This is a genomic window from Pseudomonas sp. UF-293 (genome assembly GCF_058245595.1).
The window spans coordinates 1-14,291 of the sequence record NZ_JBSICA010000033.1 but is presented as its reverse complement, the minus strand read 5'-3'; the positions used below and the strand labels follow the sequence as shown (position 1 = coordinate 14,291).

The 14,291-nt window shown below is 60.9% G+C and carries 10 protein-coding genes; 6 read left to right on the top strand and 4 right to left on the bottom strand.

Translation table 11 applies throughout. The features are described 5' to 3' along the window. Positions 1-5: 5 nt before the first annotated feature. Positions 6-3,455, bottom strand: coding sequence for a transcription-repair coupling factor (gene mfd / locus AC4IHP_RS24035; protein ID WP_024013632.1), 3,450 nt, complete (start codon positions 3,453-3,455; stop codon positions 6-8). 354 nt (positions 3,456-3,809) lie between these two features. Here mfd and AC4IHP_RS24030 point away from each other — a divergent pair, with 354 nt between their 5' ends. Continuing rightward, on the top strand, positions 3,810-5,273 hold the full coding sequence (locus tag AC4IHP_RS24030; RefSeq protein ID WP_016775482.1) for a glyceraldehyde-3-phosphate dehydrogenase: 1,464 nt from the start codon (positions 3,810-3,812) through the stop codon (positions 5,271-5,273). A gap of 172 nt (positions 5,274-5,445) precedes the next feature. Here the strand turns inward: AC4IHP_RS24030 and AC4IHP_RS24025 are convergent, their stop codons facing one another. Beyond that, on the bottom strand, positions 5,446-6,744 hold the full coding sequence (locus AC4IHP_RS24025; protein WP_490832918.1) for an MFS transporter: 1,299 nt from the start codon (positions 6,742-6,744) through the stop codon (positions 5,446-5,448). A gap of 75 nt (positions 6,745-6,819) precedes the next feature. On the opposite strand from AC4IHP_RS24025, the gene AC4IHP_RS24020 reads away from it, so the two are divergent. Further along, complete coding sequence (locus tag AC4IHP_RS24020; RefSeq protein ID WP_490832917.1) at positions 6,820-7,866, top strand: FAD:protein FMN transferase; 1,047 nt, start codon at positions 6,820-6,822, stop codon at positions 7,864-7,866. A gap of 201 nt (positions 7,867-8,067) precedes the next feature. Next, entirely contained in the window at positions 8,068-9,462 is a 1,395-nt protein-coding gene (gene sthA / locus AC4IHP_RS24015; RefSeq protein ID WP_016775479.1) for a Si-specific NAD(P)(+) transhydrogenase, read from the top strand. Positions 9,463-9,504: 42 nt separating this feature from the next. Here the strand turns inward: sthA and AC4IHP_RS24010 are convergent, their stop codons facing one another. Both AC4IHP_RS24010 and AC4IHP_RS24005 read right to left on the bottom strand, forming a co-directional pair. Then, a complete protein-coding gene (locus tag AC4IHP_RS24010) occupies positions 9,505-10,227 on the bottom strand; it encodes a glycerophosphodiester phosphodiesterase (protein ID WP_490832916.1) in 723 nt (240 codons plus the stop codon). 15 nt (positions 10,228-10,242) lie between these two features. Beyond that, complete coding sequence (locus AC4IHP_RS24005; protein WP_350570859.1) at positions 10,243-10,824, bottom strand: PilZ domain-containing protein; 582 nt, start codon at positions 10,822-10,824, stop codon at positions 10,243-10,245. A 94-nt stretch (positions 10,825-10,918) separates the two neighbouring features. On the opposite strand from AC4IHP_RS24005, the gene AC4IHP_RS24000 reads away from it, so the two are divergent. The 3 genes from AC4IHP_RS24000 to AC4IHP_RS23990 all read left to right on the top strand — a co-directional run bounded on the left by AC4IHP_RS24000 (position 10,919) and on the right by AC4IHP_RS23990 (position 14,168). After that, positions 10,919-12,169: a lipoprotein-releasing ABC transporter permease subunit gene (locus AC4IHP_RS24000; protein WP_041477329.1), complete on the top strand. Its 1,251-nt coding sequence runs from the start codon at positions 10,919-10,921 to the stop codon at positions 12,167-12,169. After that, positions 12,162-12,860, top strand: coding sequence for a lipoprotein-releasing ABC transporter ATP-binding protein LolD (gene lolD, locus AC4IHP_RS23995; protein ID WP_485623338.1), 699 nt, complete (start codon positions 12,162-12,164; stop codon positions 12,858-12,860). Before AC4IHP_RS24000 ends, lolD begins: the two co-directional genes overlap by 8 nt. Before the next feature lie 63 nt (positions 12,861-12,923). Beyond that, entirely contained in the window at positions 12,924-14,168 is a 1,245-nt protein-coding gene (locus tag AC4IHP_RS23990; protein ID WP_490832915.1) for a lipoprotein-releasing ABC transporter permease subunit, read from the top strand. The last annotated feature ends 123 nt before the right edge of the window (positions 14,169-14,291 follow it).

Genomic DNA, 14,291 nt, shown 5'->3' with positions numbered 1-14,291 from the left:
GTCCTTCAAGCGGATTTCGGGATGAGACGCTCAAACAGCGCCTCGACAGTATTGAAACGTTCTTCCGGGCGCTCCATCGGCACCTGGAATTTGAACATCGTCGCGCCTTCGAACTTGTAGCGCTTGGGCTGCGTCTGGATCAGCTTGATCAGGGTCATCGGGTCAACCGGCGTCTGCGCCTCGAATTCGATACGTCCGCCTTGCGGCCCGCCGTCGACCTTCTTGATGCCGAGCTTTTCCGCTTGCAGTTTCAATGCGGTGATCCGCACCAGGTTCTTGGTTGGCTCCGGCAACAGGCCGAAACGGTCGATCATCTCGACCTGCAGATCCTTGAGGCCTTCCTCGTCGGTGGCCGAGGCGATGCGTTTATACAGAATCAGCCGAGCATGCACATCCGGCAGATAATCTTCCGGAATCAGCGCCGGCACCCGCAGGTTGACTTCCGGGCCGCCGCCCAGCGGTTGATCGAGGTTTGGCTGCTCGCCCTTGCGGATCGACTTCACCGCGCGCTCGAGCATTTCCATGTACAGGGTGAAGCCGACGGCCTGAATCTGCCCGCTCTGACCGTCGCCGAGCAGTTCGCCAGCGCCACGGATTTCCAGGTCGTTGGTGGCCAGCACAAAACCTGCGCCGAGGTCCTGGGTATTGGCGATTGCCTCCAGACGCTTTTCCGCGTCCGAGGTGATCTGCTGGCGCGGCGGCGTCAGCAGGTAGGCGTAAGCCTGGTGGTGACTGCGGCCGACGCGGCCACGCAATTGGTGCAGCTGCGCCAGGCCGAACTTGTCGGCGCGTTCGATGATGATGGTGTTGGCGCTCGGCACGTCGATGCCGGTCTCGATGATGGTCGAGGCGATCAGCACGTTGAAGCGCTTGTGGTAGAAGTCGCTCATCACCTGTTCGAGTTCACGTTCGCGCATCTGCCCGTGGCCGATACCGATGCGCGCTTCCGGCACCAGTTCGGCGAGGTCGGCGGCGCACTTTTCGATGGTCTTCACATCGTTGTGCAGGTAGTAAACCTGACCGCCGCGCAGCAGTTCACGCAGCAGGGCCTCTTTGACCGTGCTCTTGTTCTGCTCCATAACGAAAGTGCGCACCGACAGGCGTCGCGCCGGCGGCGTGGCGATGATCGACAGGTCGCGCATGCCCGACACTGCCATGTTCAGCGTGCGCGGAATCGGCGTCGCGGTCAGGGTCAGGATGTCGACCTCGCTGCGCAGGGCCTTGAGTTGTTCTTTCTGGCGTACGCCAAAACGGTGTTCTTCATCGATGATCACCAGCCCGAGGTTTTTGATCTTCACATCGTCGGACAGCAGCTTGTGCGTGCCGATGACAATGTCGATCTTGCCTTCCGCCAGATCGGCGATCGCCGCGTTGACTTCCTTGGCCGACTTGAAGCGACTCATCACTTCCACCGTCACCGGCCAGTCGGCGAAGCGGTCGCGGAAACTGTTGTAGTGCTGCTGGGCGAGCAGGGTGGTCGGCACCAGAATCGCCACCTGACGACCGCCGTGCACGGCGATGAACGCGGCGCGCATGGCCACTTCGGTCTTGCCGAAGCCAACGTCGCCGCAGACCAGGCGATCCATCGGTTTCGGCGCGAGCATGTCTTCGCGCACGGCCTCGATGGTCGCTTGCTGATCCGGCGTTTCTTCGAACGGGAAACCGGCGCTGAAGGTGGCGTAATCGGCCTTCGGGTCGGCGAAGGCATAGCCTTCACGGGCGGCGCGACGGGCATAAATATCGAGCAATTCGGCGGCGACGTCACGCACCTGCTCGGCGGCTTTGCGCTTGGCTTTCTGCCAGGTTTCCGAGCCGAGGCGGTGCAGCGGCGCGAGCGAGTCGTCGCTGCCGGTATAGCGCGCGATCAGGTGCAGGTTGGCCACCGGCACGTAGAGCTTGGCATTCTCGGCGTATTCGAGGGTGAGGAATTCGGCGGCCTGATTATCGATTTCCAGAATCGTCAGGCCCAGATAGCGCCCGACCCCGTGGTCGATATGCACCACCGGCGCGCCCTCGCGCAGCTCGGTGAGGTTCTTGATTACCGCATCGTTGCTGACGTCGCTGCGCTTCTCGCGACGACGACGTTGCATGACTCGTTGGCCGAACAGCGGACTTTCCGCCACCAGCGCCAGCGCCGGGTCGTCAAGCAGCAGACCTTCGTCGAGCGGGGCAATGGTGATCGCCAGACGATCCTTGCTGGCGACGAAATCCGGCCAGCTGTCGACGGTTTTCGGCCGCAGCTTCAGGCGTTCCAACAGTTCCAGCAGGACTTCGCGACGGCCCGCCGATTCGGCGGTGAACAGCACGCGCCCAGGGAACTCTTCGAGGAAGCCGGCCAGCGCCGCCAGCGGTTGCGTGGCCTTGGCTTCGATGGCCAGATCCGGCAGCGCATGTGCCGGGAAGCGTTCACGGCCGACGCCGGATTCAACGTCCTGTTGACTGGCAACGACCCGTGGCCAGTTCTTCAGGCGCGCGAAGCAGTCTTCCACCGGCAGGAACAGTTCGGCCGGTGGTAATAAAGGACGCGATGGATCGACCCGGCGTTCTTCGTAACGATTGCGCACGTCGTTCCAGAAGTTTTCCGCCGCCTGCTCGATGCCCGGCAGCGAGAACACCTGGGTGTCCTGGGGCAGGTAATCGAACAGCGTCGAGGTTTCGTCGAAGAACAGTGGCAGGTAGTACTCGATGCCGGCCGGAGTGATACCGCTGCTCAAATCCTGAAAGATCGGGCAACGGCGAAAATCGACGTCGAAGCGTTCACGGAAGCGCGCCTTGAAGCGGGTCACTGCGTCTTTCTGCAGCGGGAACTCGCGGGCCGGCAGCAGCTTGACCGACTCGACCTTGTCGATCGAACGCTGGGTTTCCGGATCGAAGGTGCGCAGGGTTTCGATCTCGTCATCGAACAGGTCGATGCGATATGGCAGCTTGCTGCCCATCGGGAACAGGTCGATCAACGCGCCGCGTACGGTGAACTCGCCGTGCTCGTAAACAGTGTCGACATAGCGATAGCCGCTGGCTTCGAGCCGTGCGCGCATCTGTTCGACGTCGAGTTTCTGGCCGATATCCAGCACCAGGCTGCTGCCGAGGAGGAATTTGGTCGGCGCCAGGCGATGCAGGGCAGTGGTGATTGGTACCACCAGCACGCCGTGGGCCAGTTCCGGCAGGCGATAGAGGCTGGCGATGCGCTGGGAGATGATGTCCTGATGCGGCGAGAACAGGTCGTAGGGCAGGGTTTCCCAGTCGGGGAAATGCAGCACGGGCAAATCCGGGGCGAAGAAACTCAGCTCCTGTTCCAGCCGTTCGGCGCTTTGGCTGTCGGCGGTCAGCAGCAGGGTAAAGCGCTTGGCAGCGCTGGCAGCCTCGGCAATCGCCAGGCTGAGGGCGGCACCGGGCAGATTGCCCCAGTGCTGTTTACCTGCCTCGGCAGGGAGTAGCGGTAGACGCAGAACAGGCACGGAAGGTTGAGCTCCAGGCGTTGCGACAAAGTCGGTAATTGTAGCGGCCTCCGGTGCCGCCTGTCAGTTGCAGACTGCGTCTATCTTCACGGTTTGGACGAAATGTAGTGGTAACCATAAAAACGGGCACTTTTTTCAGGGTTATGTAGTGCCGAAACCGGGTGGTGTTACGGAGGGTTACAGACATCGTCTAACAGTCGTCGAAAAATTGACTGCGCTGAAAGCCCCGGTTTTACTGGGCTGGAGAAAGGCGTAAATTTTTTGAACGGAATTTTGTTACCGATTGCGCGACAAGCGCGCATTGCTGAAAGGGCTTCTCGGCGGCATAATGTAGCCCCTTTTTTCTGCCCCTACATGTGGAAGGTTACCGTGACTCAGAAGCCCGACCAGTGTCTTGGTGAATGGATCGACCGTGAAGCACTCGCAGAAGCGATGATCCCGCTTATCGGTCAGCTCTACCGCAATAACAACGTGGTTAGCTCGATCTATGGCCGCAGCCTGATCAACCAGTCTGTCATCGCGATTCTCAAAGCTCACCGCTTTGCTCGCCACCGTTCTTCCGACGACAGCGAACTCTCCGTCCACGAAACATTCCCACTGCTCAAGGCCATGAGCGAGCTCAAGCTCGGCGCGGCGTCGGTGGATCTGGGCAAGCTGGCGTTCAAATTCCGCAATGAAGGCAACGGCCGCAGCGCCGAGCAGTTCGTGCGTGAAGAGATGGCTGACGTGGTTGGCCAGCAGAACGCCTCGGCCCGCAAGGGCACCGACGTTGTTCTTTATGGCTTCGGTCGTATCGGCCGTCTGCTGGCGCGCATCCTGATCGAGAAAACCGGTGGTGGCGACGGCCTGCGTCTGCGTGCCATCGTCGTGCGCAAAGGTGCCGAGAACGACCTGACCAAACGCGCCAGCCTGCTGCGCCGCGATTCGGTACACGGTTCGTTCAACGGCACCATTACCATCGACGAAGAAAACAACACCATCACCGCCAACGGTAACCTGATCCAGGTGATCTACGCGAAGAACCCGACCGAGGTGGATTACACCCAGTACGGCATCAAAGACGCGCTGCTGGTGGACAACACCGGTGTATGGCGTGACGCCGATGGCCTGGGTCAGCACCTGGCCTGCCCAGGCATCGACCGCGTTGTTCTGACCGCGCCTGGCAAGGGCAAGCTGAAGAACATCGTTCACGGCATCAACCACGGTGAAATCACCGCTGACGACAAGATCGTCTCGGCAGCTTCCTGCACCACCAACGCCATCGTGCCGGTGCTCAAAGCGGTCAACGACAAGTTCGGCATCATCAACGGTCACGTCGAAACCGTTCACTCGTACACCAACGACCAGAACCTGATCGACAACTTCCACAAGGGCGATCGCCGTGGCCGCAGCGCCGCGCTGAACATGGTGATCACCGAGACCGGCGCCGCTACCGCTGCTGCCAAGGCTCTGCCTGAGCTGGCCGGCAAGCTGACCGGTAACGCGATCCGCGTTCCGACGCCAAACGTGTCGATGGCCATTCTCAACCTCAACCTTGAGAAAGCCGCCACTCGCGAAGAGATGAACGAATACCTGCGCTACATGGCGCTGCACTCCGAGCTGCACAAGCAGATCGACTTCGTTAATTCGCAGGAAGTGGTGTCGACCGACTTCGTTGGCTCGCGTCACGCTGGTGTGGTCGACGCTGAAGCGACCATCGTGCAGGATAACCGCGTCGTTCTGTACGTTTGGTACGACAACGAGTTCGGCTACAGCTGCCAAGTGGTTCGCGTGATGGAAGACATGGCTGATGTGAATCCGCCAGCGTTCCCGCGCTAAGCTTCAGGCTTGAATGAAAACGCCCCGGCATTTTGTCGGGGCGTTTTTGTTTATGGGCCTGTTGGATCTTCGGTGTCCTTGCCGGCCTCTTCGCGAGCAGGCTCGCTCCCACACTGGATCAGTGTCGTTCACAATCTTCTGTGGGAGCGAGCCTGCTCGCGAAAGCATTCTGTCAGGCGCCGCTGGCTAGCGAAGCCTGCGCCGTGCGCAACTCATGCCGGTTGCCACGGAACAACACCAGTGTCGCAATCAATCCCAACAACGCCGCGCCGCTGAGCCAGATCCCTGGTGCAGCCTTGTTGTCCAGCACATGAATCAGATAGGTACACGCCGCCGGCGTAAAGCCGCCGAACGTCGCTGTCGCCAGGCTGTAGGCCAGAGAGAAACCGGTCGTGCGCACTTCCACCGGCATGATCTCGGTCAGTGCCACCACCATCGCGCCGTTGTACGAGCCATAGAGGAACGACAGCCACAGTTCGACAATCAGTAAATGGCTGAAGCTCGGATTCGCTACCAGCCACGACAGCGCCGGATAGGCCGTCAGGATTGCCAGAATCGTTGCCGTCAGCAGTAAGGGTTTTCTCCCGATCTTGTCGGATACGGCGCCCATCACCGGCAGCCAGAAGAAATTCGACAGGCCGATGCACACCGTCACCAGCAGCGCATCCAGATCAGACAGATGCAGCTCGGCCTTGCCGAACGTCGGCGTGTAAGCGGTGATCAGGTAGAACGACACCGTGGTCATCACCACCAGCGCCATGCCGGCAATGACGATGCCGAAGTTCTGACCGATCGAGCGGACGATCTCGCCGAGGGTAGGGCGGTGGGTCCGCGCCTGGAATTCCGGAGTTTCTTCCAGCGAGCGCCGGATGAAAAAAATCACCGGCACGATCATGCAGCCAATCAGAAACGGCACGCGCCAGCCCCATTCGCCCATTTGCTCCGGACTCAGCCAGTGATTCAGAGCAACACCGAGCAAGCCGGCGAAGACCACCGCAGCCTGTTGGCTGGCCGACTGCCAACTGACAAAGAACCCTTTGCGGCCGGGCGTTGAAATTTCCGCCAGATACACCGACACGCCGCCCAGTTCCACGCCCGCCGAGAAGCCTTGCAGCAGGCGGCCGAACAACACCAGTAGCGGTGCTGCTACACCGAGCGTCGCGTAGCCGGGCACGCAGGCAATCAGCACCGTACCCGCAGCCATCATCGCCAAGGTGATGATCAAGCCTTTGCGCCGTCCGTGACGGTCGATATAGGCACCGAGGAAAATTGCCCCGAGTGGGCGCATCAGGAAGCCGGCACCGAAGGTCGCCAGCGAGAGCATCAGCGAAGCGAACGCGCTGTCGGTGGGAAAGAAGGTTTTGGCGATGGCCGTGGCATAGAAGCCGTAGACCATAAAGTCGAACATTTCGAGGAAGTTGCCGCTGACAACGCGAAAGATCGCTTTGCCTTTGCCCGTGGTGGAGGACATGGGAGGTACTCACTGTTCAATTTTGTATAAAGGCGTTGCAGCCATGGGGAAGCGAGCGGGCGCTTGTAGTTCATAATGGCCGCCGTGGTTTTGCGGGGAGATGAAGAATTGTTAACTGGACGCTGGTGGGGGCCTGTGGTGTTGGCGGTGGCGATCGGCGGCTGCGGCAACGGCGATCCCCTGGAACAGGTCGGCGGCTCGACCATGGGCAGCACCTGGTCGGTCAAGTACGTACGCCATGCCGGGGTCGCCGATCCTGCACGAGTGCGCGGTGAAGTGGAGGCCATCCTCGGCGAAGTTGATCAACAGCTGTCGACTTACCGCAGTGACGCCGCCATCGAACGTTTCAACGCGTTGCCCGCCGATAGCTGCCAAGCCATGCCGGCAGCGGTGCTCGAATTGGTCCGCATCGGCGAACAGCTTTCAACGCAAAGCGAAGGCTCCTACGACCTGACCGTAGAGCCGCTGCTGGACCTCTGGGGGTTTGGCCCGCAAGGACGCGAAGAAAAGGTCCCGGATGCGGCCGCTCTGGCCGAGGTCATGCAGCGGGTCGGTCATCAGCACCTGCGCATCGACGGCGAGCAGTTGTGCAAGGATGCCGCCGTCGAAGTCGACTTCAACAGCATTGCCGCCGGTTACGCCGTGGATACCATCGCCGCCAGATTGCAGGACATGGGCATCGACAATTATCTGGTCGAAGCCACTGGCGAACTCAAAGCCCGGGGCAAGAAGCCGGATGGTTCCGCGTGGCGCATCGCTCTCGAAGAGCCTCGCGATGACCAGCAAGTGGCCGAGCGGATTATTGGTGTCGACGGCTATGGCGTATCCACCTCCGGCGACTACCGCCATTATTTTCTGCAGGACGGTCGGCGTTATTCCCACACCTTCGATGTACGCAGCGGGCGACCGGTCCTACACGACCTGGCGTCAGTCACGGTGATTCATCCTTCAGCGTTGATGGCCGATGGACTATCGACGCTGTTGCTGATTCTGGGGCCGGAAAGGGCGCGGGACTATGCCCAAAAGCATGACATTGCTGCATTCTTTGTCTTGCGTGCCGATACAGGTTTCGTCACCCGCAGCAGTCCGGCATTTGCGCAGCTTGTCGGTGAAAAAAACTGACTGAGGACAATACGAAAGCTGGCGTTGTAGTGCAGGCAAAAGTAGCCTACGACGCGACCAAGGGTTAATGTGCGCGGCGTTGACGCTTCTATAGACTGTGTCCGGGTTCTTAACTGGCCCCCAATTGTTCCTTCGCGCCGCCGTTCGGCGTGATTTAGCCGCCGGTGCTGCTGGCACCGCGGCCTGTTCTGAGGAGTACGCATGGCTGTCTACAACTACGACGTGGTGGTACTGGGTTCCGGCCCGGCGGGAGAAGGCGCGGCAATGAACGCCGCCAAAGCGGGGCGCAAGGTCGCGATGGTCGACAGCCGTCGCCAGGTCGGCGGCAACTGCACCCACCTCGGCACCATCCCGTCCAAGGCACTGCGTCACTCGGTGCGGCAGATCATGCAGTTCAACACCAACCCGATGTTCCGCGCGATCGGCGAGCCACGCTGGTTTTCCTTCCCGGACGTGTTGAAAAGCGCCGAAAAAGTCATTTCCAAACAAGTCGCCTCGCGCACCGGCTACTACGCCCGTAACCGCGTCGACGTGTTCTTCGGGACCGGCAGCTTCGCCGACGAGCAAACCATCGAAGTGGTCTGCGGCAACGGCGTGGTCGAGAAGCTGGTGGCCAAGCACATCATCATCGCCACCGGTTCGCGTCCGTATCGCCCGGCGGACATCGATTTCCACCACCCGCGCATCTACGATAGCGACACCATCCTCAGCCTCGGTCACACCCCGCGCAAACTGATCGTTTACGGCGCTGGTGTGATCGGCTGCGAATACGCATCGATCTTCAGTGGTCTGGGTGTGCTGGTCGAACTGGTCGACAACCGTGGCCAGTTGCTGAGCTTCCTCGACTCGGAAATTTCCCAGGCGTTGAGCTACCACTTCAGCAACAACAACATCACCGTGCGTCACAACGAAGAGTACGACCGTGTCGAAGGCGTGGACAACGGCGTGATCCTGCACCTTAAATCCGGCAAGAAGATCAAGGCCGACGCCTTGCTCTGGTGCAACGGCCGTACCGGCAACACCGACACGCTGGGTCTGGAAAACATCGGGGTCAAGGTCAACAGCCGTGGCCAGATCGAAGTTGACCAGAACTACCGCACCTGCGTGGAGAACATCTACGGCGCCGGTGACGTGATCGGCTGGCCAAGCCTGGCCAGTGCCGCCCACGACCAGGGTCGTTCGGCCGCTGGCAGCATCGTCGACAATGGCAGCTGGCGCTTCGTCAATGACGTACCGACCGGCATCTACACCATTCCGGAGATCAGCTCGATCGGCAAGAACGAGCAGGAGCTGACCCAGGCGAAAGTGCCGTACGAAGTCGGCAAGGCCTTCTTCAAGAGCATGGCGCGGGCGCAGATTGCCGGCGAGCCGCAGGGCATGCTGAAGATCCTCTTTCATCGCGAAACGCTGGAAGTGCTCGGCGTGCACTGCTTCGGTTATCAGGCGTCGGAGATCGTTCACATCGGTCAGGCGATCATGAACCAGCCGGGCGAGCTGAACACCCTGAAGTATTTCGTCAACACCACGTTCAACTACCCGACCATGGCCGAAGCCTATCGGGTAGCGGCGTACGACGGCCTCAACCGGCTTTTTTGACGGGCTCCGGCCGGTGGCCTGAGCCGGCCGGGGAGACCGATTTCAGCAATTCTCAAGGGTGGCAGTGGCCAAACCGGGAAAGTCTGTAATCAGGCTGTCAACGCCGAAGTCGGCGAGTCTGCGCATCAGTGCAGGCTCGTTGACGGTCCACACCGACACATGCAGGCCCTGACGCTGCGCCTTCTGCAGGCGTTCCGGCGTACACAGCGTCCAGTTCAAGGCGAGAATCTCGCAGCCGTAGCTCGCCGCCACCTTCAGCGGATCGAGCCAAGCGTATTCGGCCACCAGGCCACGGGATACGTCCGGTACCAGATCCTGCGCTGCCTTCAAGACTTCCCGCGAACTCGAGGTGATCGTCACTTTGTCGAGCAGGCCGTGGCGCTGAGCCATTTCTCGAATCGCCAGCACGGTAGTCGCCGCGCGGGTGCGTGATGCGCTTTTGACTTCCAACTGCCAGTGCTCGAAATCACATTGCTCGAACAGCTCTTCCAGTGTCGGAATCGGGCACGGCTTGATCCAGCCCGGGCCACCCTTGCGCGCGTCGTAGGTGATCAGTTCGGCGGCGGTGTGCTCGACGACCTTGCCGCGACGCTCGGTGGTGCGCTTGAGGGTCGGGTCATGAATGACCATCAGCTCGCCGTCCTTGGACAGGTGCAGATCCAGTTCGCAGCGGCGCACGCCGTGCTTGAGGCATTCCTGAAAGCTGCTCAGGGTGTTTTCCGGTGCTTCGCCCTTGGCGCCGCGGTGGCCGTAGATGAGGGTCACGGTGCTTCCTTAAAGTTAAATGCCGGATTCGTTCTGTTCGCGGGCCAGACGGCGTTCCTGAGCCTGCTTCTGCAAAATGTAGCGAGCGAGCAATTGGCGCTGGGCATCGGTCGGACGCTCGAACTCGGTGCCGACGTCATAGCCATCGCCCTTGGGGTCGCAATGGGTGACCCGGGCGCGCAGCAGCAGGCCCAGCGCCTGCGGCATCAGCACCAGCTTCACCGACAGGTGTGCGCCAGTGGCAATCGGGGTCGGGTACTGAAAGTCGATCCCACCCTCGGAGATAATCACCGGCTGCGGCTCGCCGATTTGGCCGAGCACGGTCAGGGCGATCACCTGGCTGAGCAGGTCGATGCGTTTGTTCTGCGATTTGAGGAAGGCCGCGATGGCGCGGTCGCGCTCGCTGATCTGCCGCAACAGGTGCTGCGACTCGAATTCGCTCAGGTGCAGTTCGCTGAGCAGGTTGAAGAGCGGGGAAGCATCCTGCAACACTTCCTGGCCTGCGGCTTCGGGAGCGGACAGGGGCCGAATTTCCAGTGCGATCGTGTCCTCGATACGGTAGTATTCGCGGCGATCTTCTTCATCTAATGTCGACATGGCGAACCCATGGTAGCGGCGGTGGTCTGAGTGTAAAGCTGGTTTTCGACCCCCGCCACAAGGACGTTCCTTTTCCCTCCGAACAAGCCCCGACATGTTCAGACCTCTCTTCGTATTTATCGGCACGCGTTATACCCGTGCAAAGCGTCGCAATCATTTTGTGTCATTCATTTCCCTGACTTCGATGATCGGGCTCGCCCTTGGCGTGGTCGTGATGATCGTTGTGCTGTCGGTGATGAACGGCTTCGACCATGAGATGCGCACCCGCGTGCTGGGCATGGTGCCCCACGCTACTCTCGAGACCGGCGAGCCGATCAATGACTGGCAAAGCCTGGCCGACAAGGTCAGGCAGAACCGGCAGGTGACGGCGGTGGCGCCGTTCACCCAGATGCAGGGCCTGCTGACCAACAACGGTCAGGTTTCCAAGGTGCTGCTCAATGCCATTGATCCTGCGCTCGAGCGCAATGTGTCGATCATCGACAACTTCATGAAGCAGGGCAAACTCGATGACCTGACGCCGGGCAGCTTCGGCATCGTCATCGGCGACAAGGCGGCGACCAAGCTCGGCGTCGGCATCGGTGACAAGGTCACCTTCGTCGCGCCGGAGGTCAGCGTGACCCCGGCCGGGATGTTCCCGCGCATGAAGCGCTTCACCGTGGTCGGGATTTTCCATGTCGGCGCCGGTGAGCTCGACGGCTACCTCGGCGTGACCAATCTGCAGGATCTGGCGAAAATGCACCGCTGGAAAGCCGATCAGGTGCAGGGCCTGCGGCTGAAGTTCGACGACCTGTTCCAGGCCCCGCGCGAGGCGTGGAACATCGCCCAGCAGCTCGGCGAGGATCGTTACTACGCCCGCGACTGGACCCGCACCCACGGCAACCTGTATCAGGCGATCCGCATGGAAAAAGCCATGATCGGCTTGCTGTTGCTGCTGATCGTCGCCGTCGCCGCGTTCAACATCATTTCCACGCTGGTGATGGTGGTCAACGACAAGAAGGGCGACATCGCCATTCTGCGCACCCTCGGCGCGACACCGGGCACGATCATGCGCACGTTCATGGTGCAGGGCACGGTGATCGGCGTGGTCGGCACGGCCATTGGCGCGGTAGTCGGGATCCTCGCGGCGCTGAATGTCAGTGCGGCCATTTCGGCGCTTGAAGGGCTGATCGGCCACAAGTTCCTTAATGCTGACGTGTATTTCATTGATTATCTTCCTTCGCAGGTACAGAGCCAGGACGTCGTCATGGTCTGCGCCGCTGCGTTGGTCCTGAGTTTCCTCGCCACCCTGTATCCCGCCTGGCGTGCCGCGCGCACCCAGCCGGCGGAGGCGTTACGTTATGAGTGAGTCGGGCATGAGTGAACAAGCAATTCTGAGCTGCCGTAACCTGGGCAAGTCCTATGAGGAGGGCCCGGAGTCGGTACAAGTGCTGGCCGGCCTGCAACTGGAGCTGCACCCGGGCGAACGTGTAGCGATCGTGGGCAAATCCGGTTCCGGCAAGAGTACTTTGCTCAACTTGCTCGGCGGTCTCGATACGCCGAGCAGAGGCAGTGTCTGGCTCGACGGCGAAGAGCTGTCGGCATTAAGCGAGAAAAAGCGTGGCCTGCTGCGCAATCGCGCGCTTGGTTTCGTTTATCAGTTTCACCATTTGCTGCCGGAATTCACCGCGCTGGAAAACGTCTGTATGCCGCTGCTGATCGGCAAGACCGCCATCCCGGAGGCGCGTCAGCGTGCCACGGCATTGCTGGAGCGCGTCGGTCTCGGCCATCGTCTGGAACACAAACCGGCCGAGCTGTCCGGTGGTGAACGTCAGCGCGTGGCCATCGCCCGCGCCCTGGTCAACAACCCGGGGCTGGTGATGCTCGATGAGCCAACCGGCAACCTCGACCTGCACACCGCCGAAGGCATTCAGGATCTGATGCTGGAGCTGAGCACTTCGATGCGCACGGCGTTCCTGGTGGTGACGCACGACATGAACCTGGCTCGCCAGATGGACCGCGTCCTGCAATTGCAGGAAGGTTGCCTCACTCCCATCTGACTGGCTGAAACCCGGCGCCCGTAACGGCGCCGGGTCTTTTATTTCTATACGGTGCCCCAGCGAATGTTCAGACCGTTATCGATCTTTATCGGCACGCGCTATACCCGCGCCAAGCGCCGCAATCGCTTTGTTTCGTTCATTTCGATGACCTCGATGATCGGCCTCGCCCTCGGCGTGCTGGCGATGATCGTGGTGCTGTCGGTGATGAATGGCTTCCAGCGCGAGATGAGCTCGCGCATCCTCGGCATGGTCCCTCACGCCACCATCGTCGGCGTCAAGCCGATCGACGACTGGAAGCCAGTGGCCGCCGCTGCGATGAAAAATCCCGAAGTGACGGCCGCCGTGCCGTTCACCGAGATGGAAGGCATGCTGTCCTACAAGGGTTCGATGCAGCCGATTCAGATCAGCGGCGTTGATCCGGCCCAGGAAGGCAAGGTGTCCATCGTTGCCCAGCACATCGTCCAGGGGCGTCTCGATGCCTTGAAGCCGGGCGAATTCGGTGTGGTGATCGGTGAGATCACCGCACGGCGTTTCCGCCTCAATGTCGGCGACAAGATCACCCTGATCGTTCCGGAAGTCAGCACCGCGCCGGGCGGGATCACTCCGCGCATGCAGCGCCTGAATGTGGTGGGCGTGTTCAAGGTCGGCGCCGAGCTGGACGGCTCGATGGGCCTGATCCACGTCGCCGATGCTGCGACCATGCAGCACTGGCAGCCGAATCAGGTGCAGAGCGTGCGTCTGGCGGTCAAGGATCTGTACGCGGCACCGAAAGTGTCTGCGGACATCGCCAGTGGCCTTGGCGCCGAGTTCAAGGCTGACGACTGGACCCACACCCAGGGCAGCCTGTTCAGCGCGATGAAAATGGAAAAAACCATGATCGGCCTGCTGTTGCTGATGATCGTCGCGGTGGCGGCGTTCAACATCATTGCGACACTGATCATGGTGGTGAACGACAAGGGCGCCGACATCGCGATCCTGCGCACCATTGGCGCTACGCCCCGGCAGATCATGGCGATCTTCATGGTCCAGGGCACGGTGATCGGTATTGTCGGCACGATCATTGGCGGTGTGCTGGGCGTGATTGCCGCGCTCAACGTCAGTGAGCTGGTCGGCTGGGTCGAGCGTGTGACCGGCCAGCATATCTTCAGTTCGGACGTGTATTTCGTCAGCAATCTGCCCTCGGAACTGCAGGGTGGGGATGTGCTGTTGATCTGCTCGGCGGGGTTCATTCTGAGCTTTTTGGCGACGGTGTATCCGGCGTGGCGGGCGGCGAAGATCGAGCCGGCGCATGCGTTGAGATATTCGTAACCTTTAGACCGCCTTCGCGAGCAGGCTCGCTCCCACAGGGGAGCGTTTCCTCTGCAGAGAGCAGGCTTGATATCACAGGGGAGCGCTTCCTCTGCAGAGAGCAGGCTTGATGTCACAGGGGAG